The organism is Stenotrophomonas sp. GD03819, from assembly GCF_029841665.1.
Taxonomy (GTDB): domain Bacteria; phylum Pseudomonadota; class Gammaproteobacteria; order Xanthomonadales; family Xanthomonadaceae; genus Stenotrophomonas; species Stenotrophomonas geniculata.
This window is the reverse complement of record NZ_JAOCEW010000001.1, coordinates 126,477-142,514: the sequence shown is the minus strand read 5'-3', so window position 1 is coordinate 142,514 and position 16,038 is coordinate 126,477. Positions and strand designations below refer to the sequence as shown.

General features: G+C 65.7%; 16 protein-coding genes. 11 read left to right on the top strand and 5 right to left on the bottom strand.

Annotation, left to right across the window (positions count from 1 at the left end):
• Nucleotides 1–65 precede the first annotated feature (65 nt).
• Genes N5D45_RS00640 through N5D45_RS00630 form a run of 3 tightly spaced genes read left to right on the top strand, consistent with a single transcriptional unit; the run spans nucleotide 66 to nucleotide 2,832 of the window.
• Nucleotides 66–1,205, top strand: coding sequence for an SPFH domain-containing protein (locus tag N5D45_RS00640; protein WP_049455166.1), 1,140 nt, complete (start codon nucleotides 66–68; stop codon nucleotides 1,203–1,205).
• A 20-nt stretch (nucleotides 1,206–1,225) separates the two neighbouring features.
• The gene (locus N5D45_RS00635) at nucleotides 1,226–2,578 is read left to right on the top strand and encodes a TFIIB-type zinc ribbon-containing protein (RefSeq protein ID WP_197656454.1); all 1,353 of its coding nucleotides are present in this window, start codon (nucleotides 1,226–1,228) and stop codon (nucleotides 2,576–2,578) included.
• Nucleotides 2,575–2,832, top strand: coding sequence for a hypothetical protein (locus tag N5D45_RS00630; protein ID WP_049409605.1), 258 nt, complete (start codon nucleotides 2,575–2,577; stop codon nucleotides 2,830–2,832). The genes N5D45_RS00635 and N5D45_RS00630 overlap by 4 nt, the downstream gene beginning before the upstream one ends.
• A gap of 98 nt (nucleotides 2,833–2,930) precedes the next feature.
• On the opposite strand, the gene N5D45_RS00625 is transcribed toward N5D45_RS00630, so the two are convergent.
• Together N5D45_RS00625 and N5D45_RS00620 are read right to left on the bottom strand one after the other, a co-directional pair.
• Nucleotides 2,931–3,827: a tyrosine-protein phosphatase gene (locus N5D45_RS00625; protein WP_197656453.1), complete on the bottom strand. Its 897-nt coding sequence runs from the start codon at nucleotides 3,825–3,827 to the stop codon at nucleotides 2,931–2,933.
• Between the two features lie 17 nt (nucleotides 3,828–3,844).
• Nucleotides 3,845–6,142 (bottom strand): TonB-dependent receptor, encoded by a 2,298-nt coding sequence (locus N5D45_RS00620; RefSeq protein ID WP_279938360.1) that lies wholly within the window; start codon nucleotides 6,140–6,142, stop codon nucleotides 3,845–3,847.
• Between the two features lie 114 nt (nucleotides 6,143–6,256).
• Here N5D45_RS00620 and N5D45_RS00615 point away from each other — a divergent pair, with 114 nt between their 5' ends.
• The gene (locus N5D45_RS00615; RefSeq protein ID WP_057504009.1) at nucleotides 6,257–6,901 is read left to right on the top strand and encodes a TetR/AcrR family transcriptional regulator; all 645 of its coding nucleotides are present in this window, start codon (nucleotides 6,257–6,259) and stop codon (nucleotides 6,899–6,901) included.
• A 47-nt stretch (nucleotides 6,902–6,948) separates the two neighbouring features.
• Here the strand turns inward: N5D45_RS00615 and N5D45_RS00610 are convergent, their stop codons facing one another.
• On the bottom strand, nucleotides 6,949–7,203 hold the full coding sequence (locus N5D45_RS00610) for a hypothetical protein (RefSeq protein WP_057504008.1): 255 nt from the start codon (nucleotides 7,201–7,203) through the stop codon (nucleotides 6,949–6,951).
• 224 nt (nucleotides 7,204–7,427) lie between these two features.
• Between N5D45_RS00610 and N5D45_RS00605 the strand changes: the two genes are divergently transcribed.
• From N5D45_RS00605 to N5D45_RS00590, 4 genes are all read left to right on the top strand, one after another.
• Entirely contained in the window at nucleotides 7,428–8,387 is a 960-nt protein-coding gene (locus tag N5D45_RS00605) for a cation diffusion facilitator family transporter (RefSeq protein WP_057504007.1), read from the top strand.
• 72 nt (nucleotides 8,388–8,459) lie between these two features.
• Complete coding sequence (locus tag N5D45_RS00600) at nucleotides 8,460–9,095, top strand: DNA-3-methyladenine glycosylase (protein WP_164191189.1); 636 nt, start codon at nucleotides 8,460–8,462, stop codon at nucleotides 9,093–9,095.
• Complete coding sequence (locus N5D45_RS00595; RefSeq protein WP_134957701.1) at nucleotides 9,095–9,289, top strand: hypothetical protein; 195 nt, start codon at nucleotides 9,095–9,097, stop codon at nucleotides 9,287–9,289. Before N5D45_RS00600 ends, N5D45_RS00595 begins: the two co-directional genes overlap by 1 nt.
• A gap of 120 nt (nucleotides 9,290–9,409) precedes the next feature.
• On the top strand, nucleotides 9,410–11,128 hold the full coding sequence (locus N5D45_RS00590; protein ID WP_164191183.1) for a diguanylate cyclase: 1,719 nt from the start codon (nucleotides 9,410–9,412) through the stop codon (nucleotides 11,126–11,128).
• Here N5D45_RS00590 and N5D45_RS00585 read toward each other — a convergent pair whose 3' ends face one another.
• Nucleotides 11,129–11,920 (bottom strand): exodeoxyribonuclease III, encoded by a 792-nt coding sequence (locus N5D45_RS00585; protein WP_057504005.1) that lies wholly within the window; start codon nucleotides 11,918–11,920, stop codon nucleotides 11,129–11,131. It abuts the gene before it with no gap.
• Between the two features lie 161 nt (nucleotides 11,921–12,081).
• Here N5D45_RS00585 and N5D45_RS00580 point away from each other — a divergent pair, with 161 nt between their 5' ends.
• Nucleotides 12,082–13,668: an alpha-amylase family glycosyl hydrolase gene (locus tag N5D45_RS00580; RefSeq protein WP_164191180.1), complete on the top strand. Its 1,587-nt coding sequence runs from the start codon at nucleotides 12,082–12,084 to the stop codon at nucleotides 13,666–13,668.
• On the opposite strand, the gene N5D45_RS00575 is transcribed toward N5D45_RS00580, so the two are convergent.
• The gene (locus tag N5D45_RS00575) at nucleotides 13,638–14,624 is read right to left on the bottom strand and encodes a TIGR03885 family FMN-dependent LLM class oxidoreductase (RefSeq protein ID WP_164191178.1); all 987 of its coding nucleotides are present in this window, start codon (nucleotides 14,622–14,624) and stop codon (nucleotides 13,638–13,640) included. The two genes, N5D45_RS00580 and N5D45_RS00575, sit on opposite strands and share 31 nt — an antisense overlap.
• A 59-nt stretch (nucleotides 14,625–14,683) precedes the next feature.
• Here N5D45_RS00575 and N5D45_RS00570 point away from each other — a divergent pair, with 59 nt between their 5' ends.
• Both N5D45_RS00570 and N5D45_RS00565 read left to right on the top strand, forming a co-directional pair.
• On the top strand, nucleotides 14,684–15,067 hold the full coding sequence (locus N5D45_RS00570; RefSeq protein WP_279938359.1) for a sensory rhodopsin transducer: 384 nt from the start codon (nucleotides 14,684–14,686) through the stop codon (nucleotides 15,065–15,067).
• 100 nt (nucleotides 15,068–15,167) lie between these two features.
• The gene (locus tag N5D45_RS00565) at nucleotides 15,168–16,034 is read left to right on the top strand and encodes a glucose 1-dehydrogenase (protein ID WP_049450793.1); all 867 of its coding nucleotides are present in this window, start codon (nucleotides 15,168–15,170) and stop codon (nucleotides 16,032–16,034) included.
• Nucleotides 16,035–16,038 lie beyond the last annotated feature (4 nt).

The following is a 16,038-nucleotide window of genomic DNA, read 5'->3' as shown; positions in this document are numbered from 1 at the left end:
CCGCTGCTATATTCAGTCCAGCTCGGCAGGCATGGTGCCTGCCTTCGAATCACAGGGAGTTGGTCATGGGTCTGGTACAGGCGGTGAAGGGTGCGGTTGGCGGTGTGCTGGCCGACCAGTGGAAGGACTTCTACACCGTGCCGGCGGGCCTGCCGTCCACGGCCGCCCTGTTCGCGGCGGTGCCGCAGGGCACCAACGCCGGCCGCGGCTCCAACACCAGCGGCTCGTCCAACATCATCAGCAACGGCTCGAAGATCATCGTGCCGGAGGGCTACGGCCTGCTGCTGTTCCAGGACGGCGCGATCACCGCGTTCGTCGCCGAACCGGGTGGCTACGAGTGGCGCTCGGACGATCTGAACTCGCAGTCGATCTTCGCCGGCGACGGCCTGGTCAGCACCTTCATCAAGCAGAGCTGGGAACGCTTCAAGTTCGGCGGCCAGCCGGGTTCGCAGCAGGCGGCCTATTTCGTCTCGCTGAAGGAACTGCCGGACAACCGCTTCGGCACCCAGTCGGAAATCTACTGGGACGACGGTTTCCTCAACACCCAGGTAGGCGCGGTCACCCGTGGCTCGTACACGCTGAAGATCGTCGACCCGATCCTGTTTGTGAAGAACTTCGTGCCGGCCAGCTACCTGCAGCCGGGCCAGGTGTTCGACTTCACCGATCTGGACAACGCCGCCGCCAGCCAGCTGTTCAATGAAGTGGTCGGTTCGCTGGCGCCGGCCTTCAGCCTGTATACCAACGATCCGGGCAAGGGCAACCGCATCACCAAGCTGCAGCAGGACTCGCTGGGCTTCGCGCAGAGCCTGTCGGCCGCCGTCGAACAGGGTTACCAGTGGAAGTCCGACCGCGGCCTGGCCATCGTCAAGACCGCCATCGTCTCGATCGAGTACGACGCCAACACCCGCGAGCTGCTGAAGACCGTGCAGCGCGCCGATGCGCTGTCCGGTTCGCGCGGCAATTCCAACCTGCAGGCCAGCGTCGCCCAGGGCATCCAGTCGGCCGGCGAAAACGGCGGCGCGGCAGGTCTGGTCGGTGTCGGCATGGCGTCTGGCATGTTCGGTGTCGGCGGCATGCAGCAGCCGGCCACCCCGGCGGCCGACGATCCGGTCGCCAAGCTGAAGAAGGCCAAGGAAATGCTCGATCTGGGCTTGATCACCCAGAGCGATTACGACGCGCTCAAGGCCAAGGCACTGGGCCTGTAACGGCAGGACGCACACCCAACATGTCCGATCCCCGAAACGGCCCACCGCCGCTGCCCGGATCCGCGCCCGCGACGCCGCCGCCCCTGCCGGCGGCGTCGTTGGATGGGCCCGGTTCGCCGCAGGACGCCCCTCCCCTGCCCGGCAGCTTCCCGCTGGACACCTCCAAACTGCCGCAGGCCATCCGCGATGAAGTGGAAGCGCCCGATCCTGTTGCCATCGATACCTCGGCCAGCGAGCTGAAGGACGGTCTCAACCGCTGCCCGAAGTGCGGCGCCACCGACATCCGGCCCAAAGCCGGGACCGATATCCTGGTCTGCCTGTACTGCCGTCACGAATGGCATGGCGCGCGGGTCGAGGAAGAATTCGGCCTTGGCGAAGCCATCGACCAGCTGCGCGGTACGGTCATCGCCTCCGGCGCGCGTGACATCGATGCCGACACCTCGGCACTGATGACGTTCAAATGCACCGGTTGCGGCGCCGAAGTCACGGTCAATACCGAGAGTACGATGACGGCGCGTTGCCACTGGTGCCGCCACGTCTTCGGCGTCAACGAGCAGATCGCCAACGGCGCGGTGCCCGATGCGGTGCTGCCCTTCCATATCAAGAAGGACGATGCGGTCGCGCGCATCCGCCAGTTCGTCGACAAGCGCCGCATGTTCGCGCTGAAGGCATTCAAGGACCAGTTCACCCCGGAGAACGTGGTGGGCGTGTTCCTGCCCTACATGATCGTCGACAGCAATGTCAGCGCGGCCGTGGCCGGCAAGGGCGAGATCCAGACCCGGCAGTACACCGTAGGCAGCGAGAAAAACAAGCGCACCCTGTATGACGCCGACGTCTACCAGGTCGAACGCCAGGTCGATTTCACCGTGGATGACCTTCCGCTGGAATCCTCGGCCGAGCGCGGCAATCTGGATACCCGCGCCAACACCAACAACATCATCAACACCATCCTGCCGTTCGATACCAAGAACGCGGTGAAATGGAACGCTTCGTACCTGGCCGGCTTCACCTCTGAAAAGCGCAACCTCGACGTGGAGAAGCTGCGGCCGCGGCTGGAAGACCAGCTGCTGTCAATTGCCCGCGCACAGGTGGAAGGTTCGGTGAAGCGCTACAACCGTGGCGTGCGCTGGGAGCAGGAGCAGCTGGAGGTGCATGGCACCCGCTGGGTGTCGATGTACCTGCCGGTGTGGTTGTATTCGTACCACCAGCCCGGCAAGAACGGCGGCATGCTGCACTACATCGCAGTGAACGGCCGTACCGGCGAAACCATGGGCAGCGTGCCCGTGCAGCAATGGAAGATGCTGCTGGCGGCCCTGGCCACCGGCACCGTCATTGAAGCCCTCGCAATTGCCTTCCTGGTGGCATCGACATGAGTGACGACAGTGGCCTCTGGCTGTTGGCGGCAGGTCCAGCCGGCGCGACCGCGCTGTACTGGGCGCTGTACCGCTATTACCGCAACACCGACAAATCCCACTCCTTCGAGCACGAGACCGAGATCGAGGCACAGCCCGTGACCGGTTCGGACCAGAAGGTCGACCGGATCACCGGCACCGAGGACAAGCGCATCCGTGGTGACAATGTGTATGAGTACCGGAAACGGGTGGTCAGGGTGAAACCCGATCAGTAGAGCCAGGCCGCCAGGCTGCGGGTAATGCCGGCCGCTGGCCGGCACTCCTTCGGTCTCTGGACGTCAAAGGGGAGCCGGCCAGCGGCCGGCACTACCTATCAGCCGGCCTGCCCCAGCCGCACCTTCAACTGCTGGATCTCCTGTTCGCTGACCCCGATCGCCTTCAGGTAACCCTCCGCACCACCATACTGGCTGTGCAGCGCCGCCAGGAACTGCTCCATGTTGTCCGGCGCAGTACCTGCCATGCCCGCCATCTTGCGACCGATCTCCGGGTTCTGCTTGACCAGCGCCATGAGCTGCGCGTTCATCGCGCTGTCCTTCGGCTGCCCTTCCAGGTAATGCGCGGAGATCGCGTAGTTGTGCACGATCTCGGCCTTCGACACGCCGGCCAGGTCCAGCAACAGGCCGGCGATGATGCCGGTGCGGTCCTTGCCGGCCGTGCAATGGAACAGCACCGCACCATCCTGCTGCGCGGCGATGCGCCGGAACACCTGCTTGAACTGCGGCTGGCTGTGGTCCAGCCACTGCACATAGGCTTCGCCCAACGAATCCGGGAAGCTGGCCATCATCTTCTGCAGGTCCATCTTCTCGGTGCCCATCAGCGAGATGCGCTGATAATCGAAACGATCATCGCGGGCCAGCAGGTCCGGCGACTGTGCTTCCTCATCGGCGGTGCGCAGGTCGATGTCCAGCTTCACGCCCGCGGCGACCAGGGCATCACGGTCGGCATCGGTGAGGCGGCCGAGGTCGGCGGTACGCACGAACGCATTGGCTGGAATCCGGCCGTGGCGACCCTGCAGGCCGGCGAACGTACGTACGTTCCAGGCGCCCTGCAGCGGAATCACCCGCTGTGCGTCGGCGGCGACAGGCTTCACATTGGCGGCGGTCGTCGCCTTCGTGGAAGCCGCCTGCGATGCGTCGGCGGCAACCGCGGTTGCGGCCATCGGCAGGCTCAGCATCAGGGCCAGGGCGAGTTCGGTATGGCGGATCTTCATGGGGCTCTCCGTTCGAATCAGAAATTGACGGCCATTTCCAGGCCGAAAGTACGCGGGTCGTTGAAGATGCCGCTCTGGCCCAGCGCCGCGCTGTTGATCTTGTAGAACAGGTGCTGCTCATCGAGCAGGTTGCGTGCCCACAACGAGAACGACATCGTGGCGCCGGTGCTGTTGACCGGCACATCCACCAGTGCCACCCGTGCATTCACCACGAAGGAGCTGTCGGTGAGCATCTGGTCGTACTCGCTGGTGTAGTAGCCATCGGACCAGTTGCCATCCACATGGAACTTCAGTGCCGAGAAGTTGGCGAACGGCACCAGGTAGTCCACCGACAGGCTTCCTGCATTTTTCGGGGCCAGCAGCGGCTGCACGGTCACCTGCACGCCGCCGCCGAACGGGTCTGTTGCGGTCTGCGAATCGATCTTCGTGTAGGCGTAGTTGAGGCCGAGCGTGAGGTTGTCCACCGGCATCGCGTTGAACTCCAGCTCCGCACCCCGCGACTTTCCATCGCTCAGCGCATTGGTGGTGACCATGGTGGTGCGGGTTTCACCGCTGTTCGGGTCGAACGGCAGCGAGAAGTCCATCTGCTTGTGCGCGATGGTCGAATCGAACACCGCCAGGTTCAGGCGCGCACGGTTGTCCCAGAACTGCGATTTGAAGCCCAGCTCATAGGCCGCTACTTCCTCTGGACCGAATGCCGAGTAATTGGTCGAACGCGAGTTGGCGCCACCGGCCTTGAAGCCGGTGCTGTACTTGGCATAGACCATCGCGTGTTCGCCGAGGTCATAGGCAATGTTGACCATCGGGTCGAAGCGGCTCCAGCGGTCCTTGAACGCAAGGTTCGTTGCCGCGCCATTGACGATGTACAGGCTGCCCTTCTTGTCGTCACGAGTGTAGCGACCGCCGGCAGTCAGGTGCAGTCGCTGCAGCGCTTCGGGCGTCCACGTGGCCTGGCCGAACACGCCCAGGCTGTCGGTCCACGCCTTGCTGGCGCGGTCGATCCGTACACGGGAAAGATCCAGCGGGCTGGTCGCCGGGTTCACCGTATAGCTGTTGCCGCCCGGCCCCCAAACCAGCATGTTCGGCGTCTGCGCGTTATCGCCTGCGGTTTCGTGGTAATAGAACGCGCCGCCGAGGAACTGCACCTGCGAGGTGTTGCCGATCAACTGGAACTCCTGGCTGTACTGGTGCTGGTAGACCTGCGCCAGACTGTAGCGGCCGAACGGCGTGCCAGCACCACCATAGGCAGAGATCGCGTCGACCAGGCCCATGTCGAACTGGCCCTGGGTCAACTCGCGGTAGGAACTGATCGACTTCAACTCGAGGGCGTCACTCAACGTCCATGACAGGCTCAACAGATGGCCACTGGTACGGCCGATGTTGTCTTTCTGCGGTCCGCCCAGGATGGCACTGTCGCGACGGTCCTGGCTGGCACCGGCCTTCTGCAGCGGGCTGAGGTAGGCGCCCGGCACCAGCACCTGGGTGTGGTACGGCGTGGTGGCGTCGTAGGAGCGATCAAACGCGTACAGCAGCGAGAAGTCATCGCTCGGTTGCCACAACGCGCTCAGGCGTGCGCCGCGCTTGTCGTAGCTGTTGAAGTCGCGCTCACCGCGCATCGGGTTGTCGGTGGTGCCGCCGCGTTTGGCCTGCACGGCGTCGATCTTGAAGCTGACATCGCCCAGCTTGGGCAGGTCCAGGTGCAGCGCGCTGTTGTAGCCGCTGAAGTTGGACACACCCGCGCTGACGCTTCCGCCAAACTCGCCGGTCGGTGCCTTGGTCACGATGCTCACCGCGCCACCTTCGGTGTTGCGGCCGAACAGCGTGCCCTGCGGGCCCTTCAGCACTTCGATGCGCTCCACGTCGTAGAGCATGCTGCCCAGGCCCTGCGCACGGCCCATGAACACACCGTCGACGTAGATGCCGACGCCGGCATCGCGTGCGGGTTGGTTGGCGTCGCCGGAGGCGCCGACGCCACGGATGCCGATGTTCAGTGCAGAACTGCGGGTGGCGAACGGTGTGACCCGCAGCGACGGGATGGAACCATCAGACAGGCTGCCGAGTGAGATCGCGCTGCGATCCTTCAGCGCTTCGGCATCGACCACCGACACCGAGATCGGCGTCTCCTGCAGGTTGGTAGCGCGCTTCTGCGCGGTCACCATCACCTGCTCGAGGGCGACCACGGTGCGCGCTGCATCAGCGGATGCGCTGGCATCCGCAGTTGGACTTTCTTCGGCATGGGCCAGCGCCGGCAGAGCGGCAGCGATGGCGAGGGTGAGCAACGGGCGGTGCAACGTGGCGTGGCGCATCGGACTCATTCGCGGAAGGAGAAGGCCGGCGCAGTCTGGGAGGCGGGAATTACAAATGAATGACCGTTCATTCACTTCTTTTGTGACGTACTATCCCGCCTCTGGACGCCCTGACCTCACGCAATGACGCCGAAATCCGCCGTAGCCCCGACCTCCGAAGATCCCACTGCGGCCCATGCCGAGGCCCAGCGCCGCCGCATACTCGACGCCGCCCAGAAGTGCTTCATCACCCGCGGCTTCCATGCCGGTTCCATCGGCGATATCGCCGCCGAGGCCGAGATCAGCCAGGGGCTGATGTACCGCTATTTCGCCAACAAGCGCGCCTTGATCCTGGCCCTGATCGAACGCCAACTGCGCCACGACCAGGCCTCGATCAGCGAGATGCCGGCGGCCTCCGACCTGGTCGACGGGCTGCTGGAGTGCTATCAGCAATGGGCGCGCGGTGAGGTGCTGCCGATTCACGGCAACGCGATTGCCAGCGTTGCGCTGTATGCGGAGATCAATGCCGAGGCCCATCGCGATCCGGAGCTGGCCGCTGTGCTGCGTACCCACGACAACCAGACCAGCGCCGCCATCCAGGCCTGGCTGCGACAGCGTGATGCAAGCCTTGGCCGGGCGCTGGACGAAGAACGGATTGCCGGCCGCACCCTGTTGCTGCGGTTGCTGGTGGAGGGCCTGGCGATGCGTGCGGTGCGCGATCCGGACCTGCCGCCGGCGCGGGTGCGCACTCTGCTGGCCGATGCCATCGGGCGGGTGATGGGGGATTGAACGGTAGTGCCGGCCGCTGGCTGGCACCCCGGGCCCAAACGGTGGTATCAGATGAAGAAGCGGACCGGCAGAGCCTTCTGCGCGGCCTTCGCGCGCGCGCCGAAGTACCAGGTCGCCAGCGCGAGGAACCCGATGACGATCAGTAGCCCGTATCCAGGGCGTCCCCAGCTTGCGATCGGGGCTGCACCTGCCACTGCAACAAACGTGCGACCCGCAATGTACAGCAGGGTGCTGGAGATCGATGCGACGGTAGCGCAGAGCGCCAGGCTGATAAGGGCGTACCAGGGAAATTTGTGATTCATCGATGTCTCTTCAGGTCAGGGAAAATAGCCAACGTCGTTTCGAACAGGATCGGCAACGAGGACTGATCCAGCGTAGGGCCTGGCGTCCGCAGTCACGTCGCCTAACCGGCTTGATCACGGCGGCACTTAGGCCCTGCCCGGCCCCGGCACATCGGGCACCTGCACATCCCGGGGACATGCCCGTCCGGAAGATCAGGGAGCCACCTGCCCTCCCCCTTGCCTTCATGTCTGCCCCCACTGGTTCCCGCCTGGTCATCTATGCCGCCCTCGCGGGCAACCTGGCCATTGCCATCGCCAAGTTCATTGCCGCCGGCATCTCCGGCAGCTCGGCCATGCTCAGCGAGGGCGTGCATTCGCTGGTCGACACCCTCAACGAGGTGCTGCTGCTGTACGGGCTGCGTCGCGCCGGCAAGGCGCCGGACCCGGTACATCCGTTCGGCTATGGCCGCGAACTGTACTTCTGGAGCTTCATCGTCGCCTTGCTGGTGTTCGCTGCCGGCGCCGGCGTTTCGGCCTACGAAGGTATCCAGCACATCCGCCAGCCGGAGCCGGCCACCAACCACGCGTTGAGCTACAGCGTGCTGGGCATCTCCATCCTGTTCGAAGGGGCTTCATGGTGGGTGGCGCTGCGCGAGTTCCGGCGCACCAAGGGCAAGCTCGGCTACTTCGAAGCGTTCCGCCGCAGCAAGGATCCTTCCACCTTTACCGTGCTGCTGGAGGATAGCGCGGCCCTGCTGGGCCTGGGTTTCGCACTGATCGGGCTCGTGGCCGCCCAGGTCCTGGACATGCCGGTGCTTGATGGTGTGGCGTCGCTGTGCATCGCCGGCGTGCTTGCCGCCACCGCCTTTCTTCTCGCACGCGAAACCAAGGGACTGCTGGTGGGCGAGCCGGCCCATCCTGCGGTGGCTGAGCGGATCATGGCCGTGGCCGAAACCGATCCGGACCTGCGCCGCGCCAATGGCGTGACCACCATGCAGATGGGCCCCGAACAGGTCGTGGCCATGCTCAGCGCGGAATTCGAGGATGACCGGAAGACACCCCAGATCGAGGCGTGCATCACCCGCATCGAATCAGCCGTGAAGCGCGAATATCCGGAGCTGGTGGCGCTGTTCATCAAGCCACAGACACCGGAGGTCTATGCCGCACGGAGAGCGGCACTGGCCGCTCCGCCTGCGCAGGAATGACACTGCGTCTGCGCCCGTTTCACCTGTTTGGTGCCACAGTGCCATCACCGTTTGCCCGAGCCTGCCTCTACCGTGCCGGATTGGTTGCCCGCCGCTCTTCAGATCCTCCCCCGCAGCTTCTACCGGCGCCCACCCGTCGAGGTTGCGCCCGAGCTGCTCAACAAACTTCTGGTCCGTGACGATGGCCGAACGGGTCGCATCGTTGAAGTCGAAGCGTACGCGGGCAGCGCCGATCCGGCGGCGCACTCCTATTGCGGGCAGACGCCGCGCACGGCCAGCATGTTCGGTGAGGCCGGGCACCTGTATGTCTACTTCACCTACGGCATGCACTGGGGCAGCAACGTGGTCTGCGGAGAGGTCGGTGAAGGGGTGGCGGTGCTGCTGCGGGCCGTCGAGCCGCCGGCGGGCCTTGAGCGCATGCACGAGCTGCGCCCCGCCGCGCGCCGGGACCACGATCTGGCCAGCGGCCCCGGCAAGCTCTCGCAGGCATTCGGGCTGGACCGCAGTTTCGACGGCGCCGACCTGGTGACTGGCAGCCACGGCATTGTCATCGCCAGCGATGGCGTGCGGCCCCCGGAGGATCCAGTGGTCGGGCCCCGCATCGGCATCAGCCGCGCTGTTGATTTCCCCTGGCGATGGCACATCCGTGATCACCGTCACGTATCGATCCAGCCACGTCGCGCTTCCGCCCCTGCGAGGAAACGATGATGACCCCGCTCGACAAACCACTGCGCCGCGAAGTGCACATTGATGGCCTCCCCTATACCCTCACCGTGGACCCCGAAGGCCTCAAGCTGGTTGAGAAGGGGCGACGCAAGGGCATCATCCTACGCTGGCAGGACTTGGTATCCGGAGACGCGGCGCTGGCCGCCGCCTTGCAGGCATCGCTCCAACAACACTGAGCCAGCGCGCCCACCTCACATCGGCATCACCCCGCCGTGGCGATACATAACGGCGCGCGCACTAGCGTAGCGCCAGACAGCCGCCGCAACCGCCCTCGCCAACCAGCCCTGAAAAGCGCCATGGACGAAGCCGAACGACTGCTCGAAATCGAACGACTGCACCTGTTGGATACGCCCCCGGAGCCGGTGTTCGATGCCATCGTCGCCGCGGCCCGCGCCGCGACCGGCCTGACCATGGGCCTGATCACCGTGGTGGCCGAAGACCGCCAGTGGTTCAAGGCCAACATCGGCCTGGAGGGCGTCAGCGAGACAGCCCGCGAGATCTCCTTCTGCACCCATGCCATACGCCAGGACCAGCTGTTCGAGATACCCGACGCGCGCCAGGACCCACGCTTTTCCACCAATCCGCTGGTGACGGGTGGGCCGCGCATCCGCCACTACGCTGGCATCCCTCTGGGCTCGGCGCACGGCGCACGTATCGGCACGCTGTGCCTGCTCGACCCGATGCCCGGTGTGCTGTCCCCCTCCCAGCGCGAACTGATGGTGCATCTGGCGCGGGTCACCACCCAGGTGCTGGAACAGCGCAGCACCCTGATGGCGCAGGTGGGCCAGGCCAAGGCGCTGCATCGCGAGCTGAAACGCAGCGAGGACTTCCTGGAGCGTACCAACCGTGCCGCACGGGTAGGCGGCTGGGAGATGGACCTGCTGACCAACGAGGTGCGCTGGACACGGGAAACCAAGCAGTTGCATGGCGTACGCAGCAACTTCGAACCTACGTTGGAGACCGCACTCTCGTTCTATCGCGAGGACAGCCGCAATATCATCCAGGCTGCGGTAAAGCGCTGTATCGACGAAGGCGCTTCCTGGGAAGTACAGCTACCGATGACCACGGCCGACGGTCGTGCGATCTGGACCCGGGTGGTCGGCAGCCGGCAACAGGTCGACGGCCATCCGCGCCTGGTCGGGGCGATCCAGGACATCACGGACGAACGAGCCGCGCTGGACGCGCTGGAAGCGAGCGAAACCCGCTACCGTCGGCTGTTCCACTACAGCCTGGGCCTGATCTGCACCCACACGCTGGACGGCACATTGACCTCGGTGAATCCGGCGGCCGTGCAATCGCTGGGCTTCGAGGAAAGCCAGATGATCGGGCGCAGCCTGTGTGACTTGATGCCGCCGGAAAAACGTGAAGGTTTCAGGGCCTACCTCGCCCGGATCCAGGCAAACCACACCGACGCTGGCGTGATCGAGCTGATTGCCGCCGATGGTACGCGTCACTACTGGGCGTACCACAACGTGCTCGACAACGAAGCCAGCCCACCCTATGTGCTGGGGCATGCCCAGGACGTCACCGCGCTGCGGATGCAGGAGCAGCAGCTGCGCGAGATGTCCTTCAAGGATCCGCTCACCCAGTGCTACAACCGGCGTTACCTGCACCGGCTGGATGAACTGATTGACGAGCGCTGGGCCTGCGTGATGTTCGATCTGGACCATTTCAAGCACATCAACGACACCCAGGGCCACCGCCGTGGCGATGCCGTGCTTGTCGAGTTCGCCACGTTCCTGCGCTCGCCGCTGGGCAAGGACGAGACCGTGGTACGGCTGGGTGGCGACGAGTTCATGGTGGTACTGGTCGCGCCTGCGGACGGCCGGTTAAGCGAACTGGAGCATTGGTACCAGGACCACGCAGCGCTCTCGCCCAGCGCGTTCTCGATGGGTGCAGCCATCAACACGCCTGGCGAACCGGTGGCCGACACCATCCAGAAAGCGGACAGCCGCCTGTACCGCACCCGCGCACGGGTACGCCGCGAGCGACGCGAAGACCCTGCCGCGCGTTGATCAAGCCCTTACCGTCACCCAGGCCGGCGCGTGGTCGCTGGCCTTTTCCTGCAGGCGTACCCAACGGTCGACGCCAGCGTCCTTCAGTCGCTCCGCCAGTACGGGGTTCAACAGCAGATGATCGATGCGCAACCCACGGTCGCGCTCGGCATGTTGGCGAAAATAGTCCCAGAAGGTATAGATCGTGGCGTCGCCGTGCACCTCCCGCACCGCATCGGTCCAGCCCTGCGCCAGCAGTCGTTCAAAGGCATCGCGCACTTCAGGCTGGAACAGCGCATCGCGGCGCCAGGCCTTCGGGTCATAGACGTCGGCGTCCGTGGGAATCACGTTGAAATCACCCAGCAGCAGCGCCGGGTGCGGCAGCTCGACCAGGCTGCGCGCATGCCGGATCAGGCGTTCCATCCAGCGCAGCTTGTAGTCGAACCTGGGCCCGGGCTGTGGGTTGCCGTTCGGCAGGTAGAGTGCGCCCACCACAATGCCATGCACCGCCGCCTCCAGGTAGCGACTCTGCGTATCCTTGGGTTCACCCGGCAATCGGCGGCGGCTCTCGACCGGCATGGTGCCCCGGGCCAGCAGCGCCACGCCGTTCCAGCGCGCCTCACCCTGCCAGAGCGCACCGTAGCCGGCCTCTTCCAATGCCGCGGCGGGAAACGCGGCGTCGGTGGCTTTCAGTTCCTGCAGGGCAACCACGTCCGGCGATTCCCTGTGCAGCCAGTCCAGCAGCTGCGGCAGGCGCGTGCCGATGCCGTTGACGTTGAACGTCGCAATACGAAGCGTTTTGCGGCGGGGCATGGACAAAGGTTCCTCGGCGCAGCGGGACGAGCATTCACTCTGCGCGCCCAGGCATGCAGGGACCGTGGATGCCACGTCATGGTGCGGTGCCATTCGGTTCACGAACCGCTGCCACGGCGCACAGCAGGCTGGTCACCCGTGAACGGTGCTGGAGAAGCCCCATGGCGGTACGTCCGCTGCGCGCGATCTACCAGGTCGACCCCTACCTGTTCCGCGACAGCAATGGGCGCGGCTGGGGCACCCTGGATGGCATCACCGAAAAGCTGGACTACCTGCAGTGGCTCGGTGTCAGCCACCTGTGGCTGCTGCCGTTCTACTGCAACGCCGGCCGTGACGGTGGCTACGATGTCACCGATCACTACCGCATCGATCCACGCCTGGGTGACGAGGCGGCGTTCCAGCGCCTGGTCGATGCTGCCGCCGCACGCGGTATCGGCATCATCGTCGAGCTGGTGATGCAGCACACTGCCAGCGCCCACCCATGGTTCGTCGCCGCGCAGCGGGGCGACCCGGCATGGCGCCGCTGGTACCTGTGGAGCGACCACGTGCCCGACGACGGCCTACAGCCGATGTTCCCGCCGATCGAGGCGTCTGCCTGGACATGGGACGCCGAGGCCGGCGCGTTCAACCGGCACATGTTCTACCGGCACGAGCCAGACCTGGAGCTGGCCCATGCGCCAGTACGCGACGAACTACTGCGGGTGATGACGTTCTGGATGCAGCGCGGCGTGGCCGGCTTCCGCGTGGATGCGGTCCCGTACATGGTCGAGCGCGCCCGCCACGCGGACCCGCGCGACGACGGGCTGTGGCTGGTGGAGGCGATGCGCGCCACGGCAGATGCGCAACAGCCAGGCCTGCCGCTGATCGGCGAAGCGGATGTCAGCGCGCCCCGCTACGGCGACTTCCTGTGCCAGGGGCGGCGGCTTTCGCACCTGCTCGATTTCCATCTCAACAATCATTTCTTCCTGGCCCTCGCGCGCGGCGACGCCAGCGAAGTGGCCCGGGTCATGGCCGAATACGGACCGCAGGCGCCGCCGCACACCCGCATCGCCTGGCTGCGCAACAATGATGAGCTTGACCTGGAGCAGCTGGAGCCGGACGAACGTGAGGCAGTGATGGAGCGCTTCGCGCCCGAACCTGGCATGCGCATCTATCGCCGCGGCATCCGCCGCCGGCTGGCGTCCATGCTGGACGGCGACACCGCGTGGCAGGCCATGGCCTGGGCCGCACTGCTGTCGCTGGGCCAGGTGCCGGTGATCCGCTATGGCGAGGAAATCGGCCTCGGCGACTGCCTGGAACTGCCCGAGCGCAACGCCGTGCGCATGCCGATGCACTGGCACGACCGCCCAGGGGCGGGGTTTACCGATCAGCCACGGCATGCCTGGCGCGTGCCTCCGGCAGACGGCGCCTACGGTTACCGCACGGTGAATGTCGAGGCGCAACGCGCGACGCCGGGCTCACTGCTGCTGCGGGTGCGCGAGCTGCTGCAGCAGCGCAATGCACATCCCGTGCTGCAGCAGGGTCCTCACACGCTCGACCCACCTTCACCTGCGCTGCTGATGCTCCGCTACGGCGAGGCACCCCACCAGGCACTGGCACTGATCAACTTCGGCGACGACCCGGTTGAGGTAGAGGTGCCCCTGCACGGCCCGCTGCGTACGCTGGTGGGCCACGGCGCCAGGCTGCAGGATCGCCGCTGTTGCCTGCAGGGCCATGGCTATACGTGGCTGGCCGCCGAGGGCGCCTGAGTACGCAGCGCGGGAAGTACGTGCTCGGCAAAATCATCGATGAAGCGGTCCTGCTCGCGGTTCACGTTGTGCAGGTAGATGCGATCGAAACCCAGTGACTGCAGTTCCTGCAGCCAGGCCCGATGCTGGCCGAGGTCTGCCGAGACATGCACGTGCTCGCGCACCACCTCGGCGCTTACCGATCGGGCGTGTGCTTCGAACTGTTCGGGCTGGTCCAGGCCTTCGGCCAGTTCCGGTGGCAGCACGTTGGCGCTCCATTGCTCCATCGCACCTTCCAGCGCCGCCTGTTCGGCGCGCGCGTAGGAGAGCTTGGCCTGCAGGTACATCGGCTTGCTCCTGCCACCGCCTGCCTCGAACGCTGCCACCACACGCTGTAACTGCGCCAGCGGTTGGCTGATGGTGATCAGGCCATCGGCCCAGCCCCCCATCCAACGTGCAGTCTCCTCCGTGACCGCTGCACCCAGCAGCGGCAGGGGAAGCGCCGGTCGGCTGTAGAGGCGTGCCTTGCGCACCTGGAAGCCACCGTCGTGGTCGACCTGCTCGCCACCCCACAGCCGCCGCATCACCTCGGCCGCATCGCGCAGCGCCTTCTGCCGCTCCCGCTTGGCTGGCCACGGCTGGCCGGTGATGCGCTCGTTCAGGGCCTCGCCGGTACCCAGCGCCAGCCAGATCCGGCCCGGCGCCAACTGCTCCAGCGTCGCCGCTGCCTGTGCCACCAATGCCGGGTGCTGGCGCAGCATCGGGCAGGTCACCATGCCCAGGGTCAATGCGCTCTGCACCGCCAGCGCGCCGGCCCACACCCAGCTGTGGCCCGATTGCCCTTGTGCGGTCGTCCATGGGTGGAAATGGTCGGAGCACATCAGGGCCTCGAATCCCGCCTGTTCGGCGCGCAGCGCCAGGCTCAGCAAGGTGGCGGGCGGGAACTGCTCATGCGATGCGTGGTAGCCGATGGTCATCACGGATTCCGTGCGGGGACTGGACACGATGGCAACACCCCTCCAGCTAAAACGGCGTCATGGAAACGAATGCTTCCTGCATCGGGCATCGACGCTGGGCTATCGCCGAGGGTTACATTCCAGCCTGGAGCAACGGCCCAGCACCGGAAATGCAGAATCACGAAACCTGCTGCGTCCTCAATGCCGGCAACGAGGACGCGCATGTCACGCTGACCCTCTACTTCGAAGACCGTGATCCGGTGGGCCCCTACCGGGTCACCGTGCCGGCGCGACGCACTTGTCACCTGCGCTTCAACGACCTGCAGGATCCGGCGCCGGTGCCGCGCGGCACCGGCTTTGCCACCCTCGTTGAATCCGACCAGCCGATCGTCGTCCAGCACACGCGGCTGGATTCACGGCAACCGGCCAACAGCATCATGACCACCATCGCCCACCCGTTGTGAAGTCCTGCGCGCAGGCGTCCACGCTGCAATGACACCGTGCCCTCCGGTCGTTTACCGGCATGGAGGGAGACTGGCGCCGGTTTCCTACCGGAGAGTGACGATGGCCCTGCCCGACTACCCACGCCCGCCCTTCCCCGCCCAACAGCAATCCTTCCCCGGCAAGACAACGCAGATGCAACCGCGTCCGGATCACGGCGAAGACAGCTACCGCGGCCATGGCCTGCTGCAGGGCAAGAAGGCACTGATCACCGGCGGTGACAGCGGCATCGGCGCAGCCGTGGCCATCGCCTTTGCGCGCGAAGGCGCCGACGTTGCCATCGCGTTCCTCGATGGTGAGCAGGACGATGCCCGCCATGTACAGCAGCAGATCGAACAGGCCGGGCGCAAGGCCGTGCTGGTGCCCTGTGACATCAGCGACCCGGCACAGGCGCGCTCGCTCGTGGACCGCGTGGCCAGCGAGCTGGACGGTCTCGACATCCTGGTGAACAACGCGGCCTACCAGCGCTACTACGAGCACTTCGACGACATCACCCTGGATGACTGGAAGCGGACGTTCGACACCAACGTCCATGCCGTGTTCAATCTGACACGTTTGTGCGTCCCGCACCTGCGCGGGGGTGGCGCGATCATCAACACCGCGTCGGTCAATTCCAAGCGGCCGACCCCGAACATCCTTCCGTACTCCGCGACCAAGGGCGCCGTCGCCAACCTGACGCTGGGGCTGGCGGGCCTGCTGGCCGAGCACCAGATCCGCGTCAATGCGGTGCTGCCCGGCCCGATCTGGACGCCGTTCATTCCGGCAGGCATGGCCGCCGAGGAGGTCGAGCAGTTCGGCTCGCAGACGCCGTTCGGCCGCCCCGGCCAGCCAGCCGAACTGGCATCGGCCTATGTGATGCTGGCTTCGGACAGCGCCAGTTATACCTCTGGTGCACTGCTGACCATTTCTGGCGGCGCGGCGACGCTGTAGCCTC